General features: G+C 51.4%; 16 protein-coding genes. All 16 read right to left on the bottom strand.

The genetic code is table 11. The annotated features are described in order from the left end of the window. Positions 1–4 precede the first annotated feature (4 nt). The 16 genes from C2I18_RS13630 to C2I18_RS13555 all read right to left on the bottom strand — a co-directional run bounded on the left by C2I18_RS13630 (position 5) and on the right by C2I18_RS13555 (position 15061). Entirely contained in the window at positions 5–1060 is a 1056-nt protein-coding gene (locus C2I18_RS13630) for an ATP-grasp domain-containing protein (RefSeq protein WP_249901679.1), read from the bottom strand. After that, positions 1057–1890 carry an HAD family hydrolase gene (locus C2I18_RS13625; protein WP_249901678.1) on the bottom strand — a complete coding sequence of 278 codons (834 nt, stop codon included), beginning with the start codon at positions 1888–1890 and terminating at the stop codon, positions 1057–1059. Before C2I18_RS13625 ends, C2I18_RS13630 begins: the two co-directional genes overlap by 4 nt. 2 nt (positions 1891–1892) lie before the next feature. Further along, entirely contained in the window at positions 1893–3041 is a 1149-nt protein-coding gene (locus tag C2I18_RS13620; RefSeq protein ID WP_249901677.1) for a cysteine protease StiP family protein, read from the bottom strand. Next, positions 3038–4333, bottom strand: a complete 1296-nt coding sequence (locus tag C2I18_RS13615; RefSeq protein WP_249902116.1) for a phosphoribosyltransferase family protein — start codon at positions 4331–4333, stop codon at positions 3038–3040. The genes C2I18_RS13620 and C2I18_RS13615 overlap by 4 nt, the downstream gene beginning before the upstream one ends. Positions 4334–4409: 76 nt before the next feature. After that, complete coding sequence (locus C2I18_RS13610) at positions 4410–5624, bottom strand: HpcH/HpaI aldolase/citrate lyase family protein (protein WP_249901676.1); 1215 nt, start codon at positions 5622–5624, stop codon at positions 4410–4412. Positions 5625–5827: 203 nt separating this feature from the next. After that, positions 5828–6577 carry a TerC family protein gene (locus tag C2I18_RS13605; RefSeq protein WP_249901675.1) on the bottom strand — a complete coding sequence of 250 codons (750 nt, stop codon included), beginning with the start codon at positions 6575–6577 and terminating at the stop codon, positions 5828–5830. Between the two features lie 28 nt (positions 6578–6605). Then, a complete protein-coding gene (locus C2I18_RS13600; protein WP_249901674.1) occupies positions 6606–7919 on the bottom strand; it encodes a TerD family protein in 1314 nt (437 codons plus the stop codon). A gap of 141 nt (positions 7920–8060) precedes the next feature. After that, positions 8061–8642, bottom strand: coding sequence for a TerD family protein (locus C2I18_RS13595; RefSeq protein ID WP_249901673.1), 582 nt, complete (start codon positions 8640–8642; stop codon positions 8061–8063). A 38-nt stretch (positions 8643–8680) separates the two neighbouring features. Next, positions 8681–9256, bottom strand: coding sequence for a TerD family protein (locus C2I18_RS13590; protein WP_249901672.1), 576 nt, complete (start codon positions 9254–9256; stop codon positions 8681–8683). Between the two features lie 37 nt (positions 9257–9293). Next, positions 9294–9890 carry a TerD family protein gene (locus C2I18_RS13585; protein ID WP_249901671.1) on the bottom strand — a complete coding sequence of 199 codons (597 nt, stop codon included), beginning with the start codon at positions 9888–9890 and terminating at the stop codon, positions 9294–9296. 128 nt (positions 9891–10018) lie between these two features. Continuing rightward, entirely contained in the window at positions 10019–10465 is a 447-nt protein-coding gene (locus tag C2I18_RS13580; RefSeq protein ID WP_249901670.1) for a tellurite resistance TerB family protein, read from the bottom strand. Between the two features lie 152 nt (positions 10466–10617). Continuing rightward, a complete protein-coding gene (locus C2I18_RS13575) occupies positions 10618–11340 on the bottom strand; it encodes an amino acid ABC transporter ATP-binding protein (protein WP_249902115.1) in 723 nt (240 codons plus the stop codon). A 14-nt stretch (positions 11341–11354) separates the two neighbouring features. Continuing rightward, complete coding sequence (locus C2I18_RS13570) at positions 11355–12002, bottom strand: amino acid ABC transporter permease (protein ID WP_249901669.1); 648 nt, start codon at positions 12000–12002, stop codon at positions 11355–11357. Between the two features lie 85 nt (positions 12003–12087). Then, positions 12088–12903 (bottom strand): basic amino acid ABC transporter substrate-binding protein, encoded by an 816-nt coding sequence (locus tag C2I18_RS13565; protein ID WP_249901668.1) that lies wholly within the window; start codon positions 12901–12903, stop codon positions 12088–12090. A gap of 209 nt (positions 12904–13112) precedes the next feature. Beyond that, complete coding sequence (gene aguB, locus C2I18_RS13560; RefSeq protein ID WP_249901667.1) at positions 13113–13988, bottom strand: N-carbamoylputrescine amidase; 876 nt, start codon at positions 13986–13988, stop codon at positions 13113–13115. 41 nt (positions 13989–14029) lie between these two features. Beyond that, positions 14030–15061, bottom strand: a complete 1032-nt coding sequence (locus C2I18_RS13555) for an agmatine deiminase family protein (protein WP_249901666.1) — start codon at positions 15059–15061, stop codon at positions 14030–14032. Positions 15062–15081 lie beyond the last annotated feature (20 nt).

Here is a 15081-nt window from a genome sequence, read left to right as displayed (position 1 = left end):
GCGCTCAATTCACGCGGTCCGTAACTACGGATTCGTCGTGTACCTTCATGATCATCGGCTGCTCCACATGGCTGGCCAGCAGATCATGGGTGAAACGTACGGGCTGAACTTCACCGCCAAGCGCACTTTTGACCGCCAGGTACGGGAAGTTAATGCCTGTCAGACAAGATACATGCAGCCCTCCGGACATCCGGGGGTTAATCTCCAGCAGCTTGGGAACTCCGCCGCTGTACTTCATTTGTATATTGAAATTATAAGGAATTTTGTAAGTCTCAGCTACATTTCTTGCAATAGCCTCAAGCTCAGGAATGTGCTCCATTACCCGCAGGCGCCCGCTGTCCTTGCGCCGCGGCACCGCTGCCAGCAGATTGCCGTCCCTGTCCGAGAGGCAGTCTATGCTGTATTCATAGCCCTCAAGCAGCTCCATTACCATAAGATCCGGGAAGGTTTCGGCTCCGGCAAGAATCCGGTACGCATCATCAAATGAAATATTCTGCGTTACATAACCGAACAATTCCTCCAGAGGGCTGCGGCTGTTGTTGATGATCCGGAAGCCCAAGCCGCCCTCGGTTTCAGTTGGCTTAAAGCAGACCCTAAGGCCTTTGGCTGTCAGATCCTCATAAGCTTCCTTGAACCCCTCCGCTGTATTCACAACATGGTATTCAGGAATCTCCATAATTCCGGTCTCCTGGACCCGGCGGTAGAACTTGCCCTTATCCAGAATCATTTCCAGCAGATCAAGATCACGGCAGACAAGCACCTTCGTGCCAACAGCCTCGAACATGGCGGCATGCAGCGCAATATCCATCATATGCAGCCGGGGAATAAAAATATCAATCTCATTGCGGCGGCAGTAATCAACGCAGAACTGTACATATTCTATCCCTTTAAGCGCCGGCTCAGTCCCGGCAATGTCCGCGCCCTGCAGCGACATATGCCGGATATCGGGATGGGTGGCAAAGATTTGGACCGGAACGCCGTCCTCATTGTTCCGCAGAAGATTCATATAGTGATAAGCCACGGAGAACCAGCGGTTGAAATAAATATTTACCTTTTTCATTGTGGTCCAACTCCCAATGTCGTCAGATTGTGATAAATCTTGTGAACATACTGCATGATCTCATGTCCGGCATGCACACCCGCCAGCTCTGTAAAAGGATAACTCAATTTTACTTGAGAGGCCTGCTGCTCGGCAAATATTTCTCCGTGACGCGGGGCTATGGCATAGTCGGCGCTCTCCAGCAGACACTTGTCCAGCAGGGAATCACCGGATGCAACCATCGGCTCGGAATGCACGGTACGGCGGACATGGATAATGGCGTCGCTTTTGTTAACCGCCTCGGGAACCACGTACAGCTTCCGCCCCTGCAGCGAAACCTTCCAGCCGATTTCGTTCAGGCGCTCAGCCATGTGGTTGATCTCATCAAGCGGCAATAAGTCGCGGTAAACCATATAAGTATAGAAAAGTTCATCGCAATACCGTTCGCTGATAATCCATTCAGGGCGCACGACCGCCCGGACCATCGTACGGACCTCCCCGGCCTCTGCAGAGTTGAGCCCCACCAGCCTGCCGATATGCGCCCTCCACTCCAGATCCACATCCCCGCTGACCAGAATATTGCCGCCATTGCTGGTGACAGCATAATCCGGAATGATCGTCTCCTGGAACAGGTTGATCCGCCTGTACTCCGCGATGGTACGCGTAGTCACCGGCATAAAAATAACGCTCGCAGTAAGCTCCCTCAGCAAATCCAGCGCCCCCTGTGAAATATAAGAGGCATTTCTCCCGTCAATAATTTCGGCGGGCACAAGACCCGGAGAATCCTCCGGCACCTTAAGCGCACCGAGGGAGTAGATCAGCGTACGATCCAAATCACTGGCATAGATCACACTCAGGCCCCCCCTTTCAGCGGTTTTATAATACCGCAGCATGAATAGGTAAGACCCGGATAGACCTCCACCGGAACGCCGCGTTCTTCGGCAAGCAGCATAATATGCCGCAGATTCGGATTGTCTGTCTTATCAACGAGGATTTTCCAGGGTACTCTCCGCAGCAGTACGCGTGTAGTTTCACCGACTCCCGGCTTAACCAGATTGAGGTTATCTATGCCGAAGGTCTGTTGAATGCTCCGGATGTCCTCCATGCCCTGCCAGGTAACCTCGGGCGGAGATTTCAGCATTTCTGCGGCAGCTCCTGCCGCCTCTTCCGCCACAGAAGCAAAATGCGGAACAATGGCTTCAATAAAAGCACCTGACAGATCGCTGTCCAGCCACTCCCTGTAATATTTTGCCCCATGGAAATCATCCGGACCGATCAGATCCTCCCGCAGTACGGTACGGCTGATCAGGCCTGATACGGTAGAATTCAGGCAGGCGCTCGGAATCAGGTAATCTTCCCTTGTCCCGAAGGTCTGGGAACAATGTCCCGGATCCGCCAGTACAGCCAGATCATCATTCAGGGCAACCCCGTATTTGGTGTAGAACTCTGCACAGGACTCTATCAGCACCCGGCGGATTGCACCTTTGCCTGTCCAGCCGTCAATAAACTGCAAATCAGCATCCCGGCCATGCTGCTGCAGCATGTAGAGGAGCGCATTCTCGTCAATCCCTTTTCCGCGGATGATAGAAATGCTGTAATGCGGCAGGTCTGCACCATATCTCCAGGCGATATAACGTTTGATCAGCACACCGACCGGTGTACCGGCTCTGGCCAGAGAGACAAGCACCGTATTGCCTGTCCCCCGTCTGGATACGATCATTTCAGAGACAACCGCGACGGCAAAAGCGACCTTGGCAGCCGATTCCCGGAGTGTCTCCTGAAACAGATCTATATACTGCGCTGTCGGCTGGTATTCTACCGGAAGCATTTCGGAATAGCTCACCCCGGACTGGATAGCCTTTTCCCGTTCCGCCGTTCCCTGCTCCAGCCGGATATCGCTGAGATCCTTGAGCAGGAACCGGACATCTGAAGGCGGGTAGCTGCCGATCGGGGCAGGAGGCACTATCCTTGTACCGAGGTTGGCTTCATCTGTTCCCTTCATGGGCAGGCCGCCTCCGTTTCTTGCCGGGCACCGAGTATAATGAGATGCACTTTGTTGCCGGCCAGCGACTTCAGAACATCCGTCATCGGCTCTATCCTGCTGCGGGGGACATCCCGCTCAAGCAGTACGAAAATATCGCCGTACTGGCCGGGAGCAATATTATAAATATAGTTCCGGATTGCCGGGTCTCCGGCCGAAGGATAAGCTTCCGCACTGTGAACACCGTAATCCGGCCTGGCCTCAGGATAAATCGGACTGCGTGTCGAGGACTGATAGGATATTCCTTCACCCATCTCTGCCGCTACACGCATAGGAAGGTACATGAACTCTCCGACACCCATAACCAGTGCGTTTGAACTCTCCCGCAGCTTGCAGAGCCGGGCAGCTATCCGCGCTGCACCCTCATCCAGGAGCTGATTGTCACACGATTCCATTCCAAACCGGCCGCTCAGCTTCAGATACGGAGAATGATTAACTTCCCCATAAGAATCTGCCGAACTTACCTCCAGCCGCTCCAGCCCGTCCGCCACATAAGTGGTTACAACAGGAACTTCAGAAGCGCAGGCAAGCTGTCCGTTCCCTGCAGCGGCATCCAGCAGCGGCGTTCCTGTCACCTCAATACTGCCCTGCAGCAGGGACAAGGCTGTAATCCGGATGCCTAGCTCCTCCTCCAGCTCCCGGTATGCCTGAATATTGCGTTCACTCCGCCAGTCCAGCAGAGAAGCGACAACATATTCCCGGCGCGGAAACTTGGACTGGATGTCGCGGATCGTATTGATTGCCGTATTGCCGGTCGTAATCTCATCATCCACCAGTACAACCGGTTCCTCTCCGGACAGCATCCCGGTGTTCAGGGCATACACGAGATGATCCACCGCATGCGAATGCTCTTCTTCAAAGCTGACGACCGGCTCCATCTCAGGAATATCTTCACGCGTAGTATGGATGTAGGAAGCATGATCAGCGAATATATTGTACATGCTGTGCCCCAGCGCGGTAGCTGTCTCGGCGAAACCGATAAAGACGACAGGCCGGGGAAGAACCAGCCGTGCTGACAGCAATGCCCGGTAAGCTTCTTCCGCACGGGAAGGATCTATAAGGCCATCCACTGCCTGTTCAAGCAGTTTTTCCATTGAATCAGTATCTGCAGCCCCCCCGTTCATTTCACGATACAGCAGCAGGGCAAGCGCAGCACCGCCAAGCAGCGGAGTATACGGATTTACAGGAATATGCTTGCCGAGCACCCTGCTGACAAAGAGAAAGGACCGTTTTTTATTGATACGGGCAGCCATAGCGAATAAGGACTGGACAGGAATATGAAAGGGGTTGGAAGTTTCGGTTACCGTAACCTGCAGGTTCTCGACAATATTAAACGTGTGTGTATTCGTTCTCGGGCAGTAATCCGACAAAATGCTGTTGTTCATGTAACACCCCGTATATTTGAGATCGTAATAAAATACGTTTTGCCCAGTTTAAATGCGGCTTGATTTCATTCATCTTGTTAAAGTACTCGCTTTTAAAAACACCGCGGCTGCCGTCATTGCTCTCCACAATGCTCAATGCATCCGCATACTCCTCATGCATGACCGTATACATCGCCTGCACAGGCCTCAGATGGGACGGATGGATAATCGTTTTGCCGACAATACCTTTTTCTTTATCCAAAATGACTTCCCGGATCAGGCCGTCCAGCGCGCTGGAGATATAATTGTTGCGCATCTCCCGGCCCTGTTCACCGTAAGTATCCTCAAACGGAGTCTGCCTCAGCTGCGGGCGCAGCACCCGGTGTCCCTGCCCTTTGCTGGCGAAATACTCCCACACCGGACCCGAAATGACGTATCCCTCCTCCACCCGTCCGAATATATTGATGATTTCTGAAATACAGTCACGGATAGGCGCAAGATCATAAATACTGATATCGGGACTGCGGCGGAGTCCGAACAGGCTGGAGAAATCGGTTGCCCCGATTCTGACATTCAGCACATAATCGCGGTAATTGCCCAGCAGATCCCGCACTGCAAGCAGGCTGTCCAGCCGGCTCTCCCGGTAAATAATCGGGGCATTCTCCAGAATAGGCATCCCGTAGAGCACCGGTGCTTCGTAGCTGCGCGAGCTGTTATAATCTGCAATCGCTTCAAAATAATCTACACCATTAGCTACAGAAAATTTGGGGAAGACAAAACCGGTCAACATTGTAATCAGTGAGCCAAGACGGAAAATCATCTGCCGCAGCTGTTCCGGGTTACGCACACGAATGAAAAGCAGCGGCAGGCTTTTGCCGGTATCCGCCTCATCCCTGCCATAAGCCGAGAGGGACGTAAGGTGCCTTACAACCGACTCCTCGGCATAGTCCACCTCCCCGTCACCAATCGCATCCTCCAGATCAATAATGACTGTTACCAGCCCGGAAGCTCTCAGCTTGAGGATATCGTCAGCAACACTGGACCGGGTGGCCGGCATATACAGAGCAGCTCCGACAGCATAAGCCAGCAGTTCCTTGTGCGTGTTATGATTAAATGCAACCGGCGGAACATAAAACAAAGAATTTTCCTGTTCTTTCGTCAGGTAATCAAAATATCTCAAAGACCTTCCCCCTAATAGTTCTGCAACACGCCAGCAAAACAAATCCCGCAAAACAAATGGCCTTTTCCGCACAGAGAGCGGTATAACCGGCTTTGCCGCCCCCTTGGAGACGGCTTCCGGCGTTCTCAAATACTAGAAAAGGCCATGCTGTAAATATACGTTTATCCGGAAAAGGGCTTATCCCCCTATAAAAGATAGGAGCGTTACGCTTTCCCGTTTAATTCCTTCTTCTTCTTGCCGGAGCTGTAAAGAATGGTTCCTACAAAGACTGCGATAAGAATCGTGAAGAACACCACATGCGGCATTTCATAACCGAAGGCACCCGCAAACATCTTGCCGGCAATAAGCGCAATCAGTATAAATGCGGTCTGCTCCAGCTCCGGAAATTTGGCGATCAGCTTCAGGAAGACCTGGGCCACACCGCGCATCATCAACACGCCGAGGATCCCGCCCAGGAACAGGACCCACACCTGGTCACTCAGGCCGAATGCAGCCACCACGCTGTCGATGCTGAAGGCAATATCCATTAACTCAACCAGGAGTACCGTCTTCCAGAACGAGGTGCCTTTATTTGTCTTTTCCTCTCCTTCTTCTTCTGGATGACCCTTGAATAATCCTTTATAAGCGATATAGAAGAGATAAAGAGCCCCAAGCACCTTAACCAGCGTAAATTTAATCAAGAACGTTCCCAGCCCGATCGCCAGGAACCGGAAGATATACGCCCCAAGAATGCCGTAAAACAAAGCCTTCTTCTGCTGCTCTTTCGGCAGATGCCTTACCATCACCGCCAGCACAAGCGCATTATCCGCAGACAGGAGACCCTCCAGTAAAATCAGACTGCCGATAATCCCCCAGCTCACCGGATCAGAGAGCGTGCCTACAATATCGCTCCATGAGAAGAAATGCCCGTAGTTCTCACTGATGCTTCTGAAAAAATCACTAAACCAACCCATCTCAAAATGCGCCTCCGGAAAAAATCAATTATTTGCTGCCGGCTACCCAGCGAAGCCCCCATCCATAAGCCTGATCCATTTCCTGATGGCCGCTGAAGTATTGGACAAGACGTTCAATGCTGAATGTCTCGTTGCCTACATTCCGGATCAGTGCAATGGCGCACATGCCTTTGCGGTTGTTATGCTCATCCATATTTACGATGATATCCGGACCCCCGCTTTGCGTAATGGTGACAACCCCATCCGCTTCGGACCAGTTGGTAACCCCTTTATAGATAAAAGAAAAGATTAAAATTCGTTCTATTTCTGCAAGCTTACTGCCGTTTATACGCAAATTCTCGCCAGATGTTACGGAGCCGGTCCGGTCATCTCCGTCCAGCATGACGTAAGGCGGCTGCTGAAGGCTGCCGAACGCATTCCCCAGCGCTTGGACAACCCCTTTACTGCCGTTCTTCAGCTCGTACAGGCAGGCCAGATCCAGATCCACGCCGCCTTTACGGCTGAATAGTCCTCCGCCCTGCTTCTGGTTCCAGTTCAGGTTGATCAGCACTTCCCCCAGACCTGACGAGGATTTCTTCAGGTTGATGGAATCCCCTTTTTTCTTGAGCTCAATCTTTCTGAGATTGAGATTCGCAGGCGCAGCGGAAGTAGTCTCTTCAGCGCTTGGGACTTGCGGAACCTCCGGAGCCGGTGGAGCACTCCGCACTTCAGGCTCAGGCGGCCTCACGGGCTCAGGCGGTACCGGAGCCGGCCTTGGAGGCTCAGGCTTGGGCGGGGCAGACGCCGGCTCCTCCTCAACTTCAATCCCGTAGCTGCCGCATAAGGCCTTCAAACCGCCGTTATAACCGGCTGCAATCGCGCTGAATTTCCATTCACCGCTGTATCTATATAATTCTCCTACTACAACAGCTGTTTCCGCAGAGAAATGATTTCCAAGATTAATACGGAGCAGTTCTGCACCTGTAGCCTGATTCATAATCCGGCACTGGGCTGCGCTTACCTGTCCGAACATTTGATTGCGGTTCTCACCATCATAAATAGTCATGGCAAAAGCAATTTTCATAGTTTCCGGAGGAATTCTGTCCAGCCCGATTTCAAAATGCTTCAGGCCGCCTGATGGCGCGCCCGGTATATCCTTATACCTGATGTACGGTGTAGACGGATTATTATAAAAGATCAAGTCTTCGTCCCTGCTCACTTTGCCCTGTGCTCCCAGCAGAAACGCAGAGGCATCAATCTCTATGGAGGGCGGGGCCTGCCACCCGATCTCTACCACAAGGGACGCAAGTCCCGGGTTCCCTTTGGTCAGGTCCACTTTCTGGCCTTTCACGACTTCATTCATTCTTACGCCACCTTTGCTTATCAAGGGATAAGAGCCAAGAAGAAACGGCTGCGTCATCCTTGTAAAGGACGGCACCCGCTTCTGTTAGAGTTATAAAAAGGCAGGATCGTTGAAGATCCCGCCTGCAAGTCAACTGAATCGTTACTGCGCATCCAGTCCGTAGTTTTTGCACAAAGCACTCAGGCCGCCGCCGAAGCCGCTCCCGACCGCCTGGAATTTCCAGTCCGCTCCATGACGGTAAAATTCGCAGAAGACTACCGCCGTCTCTGTGGAGAAATCCTCCCCGAGATCGTAGCGCAGTACTTCGCGGTCGCCGGAAGCATCTACGACACGTACAAACGCATTGGAGACTTGTCCAAAGTTCTGTCCGCGCGCTTCGTAATCATGAATGGTTACTGTGATTCCGATACGCTGGATATGCGCTGGAACTTTGCTGAAATCGACAAGGATCTGTTCATCATCCCCGTCGCCTTCACCTGTACGGTTATCGCCCGTGTAGGTTACAGAGGCTGAGCCGCCTGCAGGATTATTGTAGAATACGAAATCATCTTCGCCTTTGGCTTTGCCGTCCTCATGCAGCAGAAATGCCGATGCATCCAGGTCAAACTCTTTGCCGCCGCTGTATTTATTCGTGTCCCAGCCGAGACCCACCACTACCTTCGTCAGACCGGGATTCGTCTTGGTGAGATCGATCCGCTGTCCTTTGGAAAGACTGATTGTCACTGGCAGTACCTGCTTTCATTAATGTTTTGGTAAAACGTTTATTGCAGACCGTAATCGCGTGTCAGACCGGCCAGACCGTCTTTGTAACCGGCACCGATGGCGTTGAACTTCCACTCCGCACCGTGACGGTACAGTTCGCCAACCACTACGCCAGTCTCCACAGAGAAATCTTCACCGAGGTCAAAACGGATCAATTCTTCATTGTTGACTTCGTTTACGATACGCACATAAGAGCGGGATACTTGTCCGAAGTTCTGGCTTCTGGATTCTGCATCATAGATCGTGATCGTGAAAGCAACCTTGTCTACATCAGCAGGAATGCTCTTCAGATCCACATCAATAACTTCATCATCCCCGTCGCCTTCACCTGTACGGTTGTCACCGGCGTGCACTACGGAGCCGTTTTCGTTCTGCTTGTTGTTGAAGAAAATGAAGTTGCTCTCTTTATCCACTTTACCGTTTGCATTGGTCAGGAATACGGAAACGTCGAGGTCAAAATCCTTGCCGCCGTCGTATTTGTTGGTATCCCAGCCGAGGCCGACCTTAATCTTGGACAGACCCGGATTGCTTTTCGTCAAATCGATTTTTTGCCCTTTGGATAAGTTAATTGCCATGTAATAGCCCTTCTTTCTTCAATTTGATTTATTAGTATCAGATGTATCGTTCAGCCAGTTGATTGATATGTGCCGCATGGGAGCCTTCGCCGACGGCGGCAAACTTCCATTCTCCTCCATGGCGGTAGAGCTCGCCGCAGATTAGCGCAGTGAAACCTGTGTAATTGTCCGTAAGGTTAAAGCGGACCAGCTCGCTGTTGCCGGCTGCATTGATGATGCGGATGTACGCAGATTTGATCATTCCGAAATCCTGTTTGCGGTTCACGGCATCATAGATATTCACTACGACAAGAACCTTATGCACATCGGCAGGAATTTCCTTCAGATTGACTTTGATCTGCTCGTCATCGCCATCCCCGTCACCAGTCAGGTTGTCACCGGAGTGAACAACGGAATTGTTGGGGTTCTGTTTGTTGTGGAAGCACACCAGGTTCGTCTTGTTGATCAGCTTGCCGTTCTCACTGAGCAGAAGCGCCGAAGCGTCACAGTCCACATTCGCCTGTTTCTTCATCCCGAAGAATCCGCGGGCAGGCTCAGCAGGATCCCAGCCCAAACCTACAATGACGTTAGAAAGTCCGGCGTTTCCTTTTGTTAAATCGATCTTCTGTCCTTTTACCAGATTAATTCCAGCCAACTTTACGTACCTCCGTTTCCAAAAAGAATCACAGCCTGAAAAACTGACATCCAGGATGTCATATCACTCATACGGCAGAGAAGCGAATTCGTTTCAACTGATTAACGCAGTGAACGATAATTGGAATATTAGAGGCTGAACTCGCTTGGGCTCAGGCCCAGCACACCGCAGATATTCCGTACAACAGCCTTCTCATGCTCGTCGAAATCTCCGTCAGCCGCACCGATCGCAGAGCAGACGCCTACAATTACACGTCCCACTTCAGGCTTGCCGGTGAATTTGCCGATGGCCTTAAGCGCTTCCTGCTTGCCGATCTCCGGGGAAAACTCGAAATTGCTGACATAGAAATTGAATTGGGCAATGACCTCTCTCATGTCGAATACCTTAAGCTCATTGCTGAGGTTCATATATCCTGCCATTTTGTTCTTCTCTGTATCATCAATTTTGCCGTCTGCTGCAGCAACCAGGGCACAGCCCGCAACCACCGCATTCATAAAATCTTTATTCTTAAACTTCTTAACTTGTTCGGTCAATCCGCTTTTAGTAGTGTTCAGCCAATTTTTAAATGTGCTCATCGTATTCTCCTTCTATCATTTCAAATGATGATAAATAAGGTATTACAGAGCCTCCTCTCTTAATTCAGCAGATTAACTGTGAATTTGTCGATACATAGACCTGCTCTTTTAATATAACGCATAGAAATACAATATTCTAGTTTGGCAGATTTTCACAAAACCTTGGACAGAAATTCCTGAGTCCGTTCATGCGAAGGATTGACGAACAGCTGCCCGGGAGTACCCTCCTCCACTATAGCCCCCTGCTCCATGAACAGGACACGGTCTCCCACTTCACGGGCAAACCCCATCTCATGTGTGACTACAACCATCGTCATCCCCTCACGCGCCAGGTCCTTCATAACGCCCAGCACTTCGCCAACCATCTCCGGATCAAGTGCAGAGGTCGGCTCGTCAAAAAGCATGATCTTCGGCTCCATCGCCAGCGCACGCGCAATCGCAACACGCTGGGCCTGGCCGCCTGAGAGAGACGCCGGATACATTTCCGCTTTTTCGCTTAAACCAACCTTTTGCAGCAGCCCGAGCGCCTTTTCCCGTGCCTGCCCAGCAGGCCATTTCCGGACCTGCATGGGGGCAAGCATAATATTCTCAATGACCTTTTTGTGCGGAAACAGATTGAACTGCTGAAACACCATGCCAACCTCTTTGCGGATATCGTTAATCCTTGTGCTCTTGGACATCAGGGAAATGCCTTCAATGAGAATATCCCCCTCCTGCGGCTGCTCCAGCAAATTAAGGCAGCGCAGAAAGGTCGATTTGCCCGAGCCCGACGGACCGATCACCACCACAACCTCCCGGCTGTGAATATCGACATTGATGTCTGTAAGCACCTTATGGGCTCCGAAGGATTTATGTACATGCTGTACCGAGATCATAGGCTCCATAGCGGCTACACCTTCCGTTCAATATAATTGAGCAGCTTGCTGAGTGAGTAGGTAAGAATGAAATAGATAAGTGCCGCAGTCAGATAGGGCTCCCATATCCGTAAGTACTGGCCTTTCATTGTGTTGCTCCAGAACATAATTTCAGGTGCGGCCACCAGCGCCAGCAGGGAGGAGTCTTTGACGAGGACGATAAATTCATTACCGAATGCCGGAACCATCCGTTTGATGGCCTGCGGCAAAATAATAAAGCGCATAGCCTGCCATTTGGTCATCCCGAGCGATAAAGCCGCCTCCCGCTGACCGGGGTCGATGGACTGGATACCGGCGCGGAATATTTCTGCGGAATAAGCCGCCGAGTTCAAGGATAGGGCCACAAACGAGGTCAGCAGAACATTAGTCGTTCCGTAAAACGCCGGAATCACCCCGAAATGGACGATCAGAATCTGCACATAGAGCGGCGTTCCCCGGAAAAAGTTGATGTAGGTGTGGAACGGCCAGCGGAAGATGGCCTTCGGCGCCATTTTACCGAACCCGATCCCCAGGCCCAGAACAGATCCGATCAGAATGGAGACGATGGATACCCCGATTGTAAACAGTGTCCCTCTCAGAAAGACCGGCAAATAATGAGCAATGATGTCGAATCTGAAATCCATAGAATTCTTCCCTTCTTTTCTGTATCCAAAAAAGAAGCATGCGCAATAGCAATCATTACGCATGCCCGATTGTCCCTAAACCTGCTTACTCCGCACTCAAAAGTACCGCTGTATCCGGCTCCTCGCCGAACCACTTTTTGTAGATTTCCGTGTATTTTCCATTCTCGATAATGGTTTTGATCGCCGGATCCAGCTTGGCCTTGAGCTCACTGCCCTTAGGGTAGAGGATGCCGTAGTATTCAGAGCCGAAGTTCTCCTTGTCTATAATCCCTGTCAGCTTCTCATTCGGGTTGTTCTTGATATATTCATTCACGATAGCAATGTCGGCAACGACCGCATCCGCACCCCCGGCATTCAATTCCATTAGCGCCATCGCGTTGCTGTCAAAGCGTCTCAGATTGGTATTGTCGATTCCCATAATCCCGCTCATCAGATCATCGGCAGTCGTAGCGCCTTGTACAGCAACAACCTTATCCTTCAGATCAAGCGCACTTGTAATGTCGCTGCCTTCCTTCACCATAATCATATTGGTCGATTCAAAATAAGGGATTGAGTAGTCGTAGGTTTCCTTGCGCTCTTCTGTGATGGATACCGAGGAAATGCCAGCCTGATAGTCCGTGCCCTGCTGTACGCTTGTCAGCATCGTATCCCAGCCTGTATTCGTAACCGTATGCTCCATGCCCGCTTCTTCCATAACGGCATTGATGAAATCAATGTCAAAGCCCATGATTTTGTCCGTATCCATGTACTCCATCGGAGCATAGCTTGCATCGCTGGCAAATTTGATCGTTTCTCCCCCGGCACTTCCGCTTCCGGCATTATTATTTGCCCCGCACCCCACCAACGTCAGAGTCAAAACTGCCACAAAAGCTGACATAGCCCACTTTTTATTCCATCCCATTCTCCAGTCCCCCTACTTATTTGTAAATAACTTAAAGAGATTTTAACAGAATAAAGCAGTAGTGACAATTAACTTTTCCTATTGATGTCATGTTATATTACATATTATCAATGTATTGTAACATTTGCTGCACACAAAAAAAGGCACCGCCAGGAGATCATGATCTCTGACAGTGCCTTTTGGCTGTACCATATACTAATTCTTATTCATTAAAAAGTCAGATCTCCGTCATACGAAGCGATCATTCTGTACAGCTCCGGCCGGCGGTCGCGGAAAATTCCCCACTCGATCCGCCCCACCTCAAGCGCGTCCAGATCAAATTCGCTGACCAGTACCGCCTGCTCATCCCGTCCGGCTTCCACAATCTTGTTGCCCTGCGGTCCGGCAATAAATGAGGAGCCGTAGAAGTTGATGCTGGACTCTTCGTCGCTTTCTTCGCCGATCCGGTTAGAGGCAACGACAGGAATCAGGTTCGCCGCCGCATGGCCCAGCATGCAGGTCTGCCAGTGATCCTTGGAATCAATGGAGCCGTCCTGCGGCTCGGAGCCGATCGCGGTCGGGTAGAACAGAATTTCTGCACCCATAAGGCTCATGACCCGCGCGGCTTCAGGGTACCATTGATCCCAGCATACGCCGACGCCGATTTTGGCATAGCGGGTATTCCATACCTTAAATCCGGTATCCCCCGGATTGAAATAGAATTTCTCTTCATAGCCCGGACCGTCCGGAATATGGCTCTTGCGGTATTTGCCCAGAACTGTACCGTCTGCATCGATCACTGCAAGCGAGTTATAGCGGGCGTAGTTCTTTTTCTCATAAAAGCTGATCGGCAGCACTACTTCCAGTTCCTTGGCAATGGCCTTAAAGTGGTTCACCGCTTTGTTCTGCTCAAGCTCGGTCGCGTAAGCATAATAATCGGATTTCTCTTTTTGGCAGAAATACGGAGTCTCAAACAGCTCCTGCAGCAAAATAATTTGTGCGCCCTGGGCCGCCGCTTCTCTGACCAGGACTTCAGCCTTGCGGATATTCTCATCAATGTCGCCGGAGCAGCTCATTTGTGTCGCGGCTACTGTTACTTTTCTCATGGTTGTCCTCCTTGCAAATAATTGTCCGGATTGCCGTCTTCTTACGCTCTCCGCGCAGGCATCTGCTGGGTCGTGCAGTGCACGTTCCCGCCTTCGGCGATCACTCCGTTGCCGTTCACGGTACGGATTCTGCGGTCCGGGAACAGGCCGGCAAGTGTCTGCTCGGCAAGCTTGTCCGTCTCCGCTGCTGTACCCCCGAACACCGGCAGGATGATGCCGCCGTTCACGAAATAGAAGTTCAAATAACTCAGTGTCAGCCGGCTGCCGTCATAATCCACACGCGGGGGCTGCTGGATCTGTACAATCTCCAGCTTGCGTCCTTTGGCATCTACCGTATTCTCAAGTATACGCAGATTTTCCCGGGTAATTTCATAATTCTCGTCCTGCGGATCGCCGCATACCTGTATAATAACCTTACCTGGTGCAGCAAAACAGGCAATATTGTCAACATGGCCGTCGGTTTCGTCACCGCTGAGGCCGCGCTTCAGCCAGATGATCGATTCTGCGCCTGTGTATTTCCGCACATATTCTTCAATCTCTTCCCGGCTCAGCTCCGGATTGCGGTTCGTGTGAAGCAGGCATTCCTCTGTAGTAATCAGCGTGCCTTCTCCATCGGTATGAATGGAGCCGCCTTCCATTACCAGCGGTGCGTCAAATTGCCCGATGCCGGCCTGTTCCAGAATCTGCGGAGCCACATTGTCATCCAGATCCCAAGGCGCATATTTGCCGCCCCAGGCGTTAAACTTCCAGTTCACACCCGCAAGCTCGCCGCCTTCACCAACAACAAAGGTCGGCCCGTTATCACGCAGCCAGGCATCATTATGCCGGACAGGCAGCAGCGTCACATTGTCTCCCAGCTTCATTTGCCGGACCGTTTCCAGCTCTTCCGGATTCACAATGACCGTCACCGGTTCGAACTCGGCAATGGCCGAGATAATTTCGGCATATCCGCGGCTCACGGATTCATAATTGTCCGGGAATACCATGGATGCCTGCACCGGCCAGGAAATGTAGGTCCGCTCATGCTTGTCCCACTCCGCCGGCATTCTATAGTTCAACTCTTTAGGATACATTCGTCAGTTACCTCTGCACA

It is taken from the genome of Paenibacillus sp. PK3_47 (assembly GCF_023520895.1).
Taxonomy (GTDB): domain Bacteria; phylum Bacillota; class Bacilli; order Paenibacillales; family Paenibacillaceae; genus Paenibacillus_AQ.
Note: the sequence above shows the minus strand (reverse complement) of the source record. Positions and strands in the feature narration are given on the sequence as shown.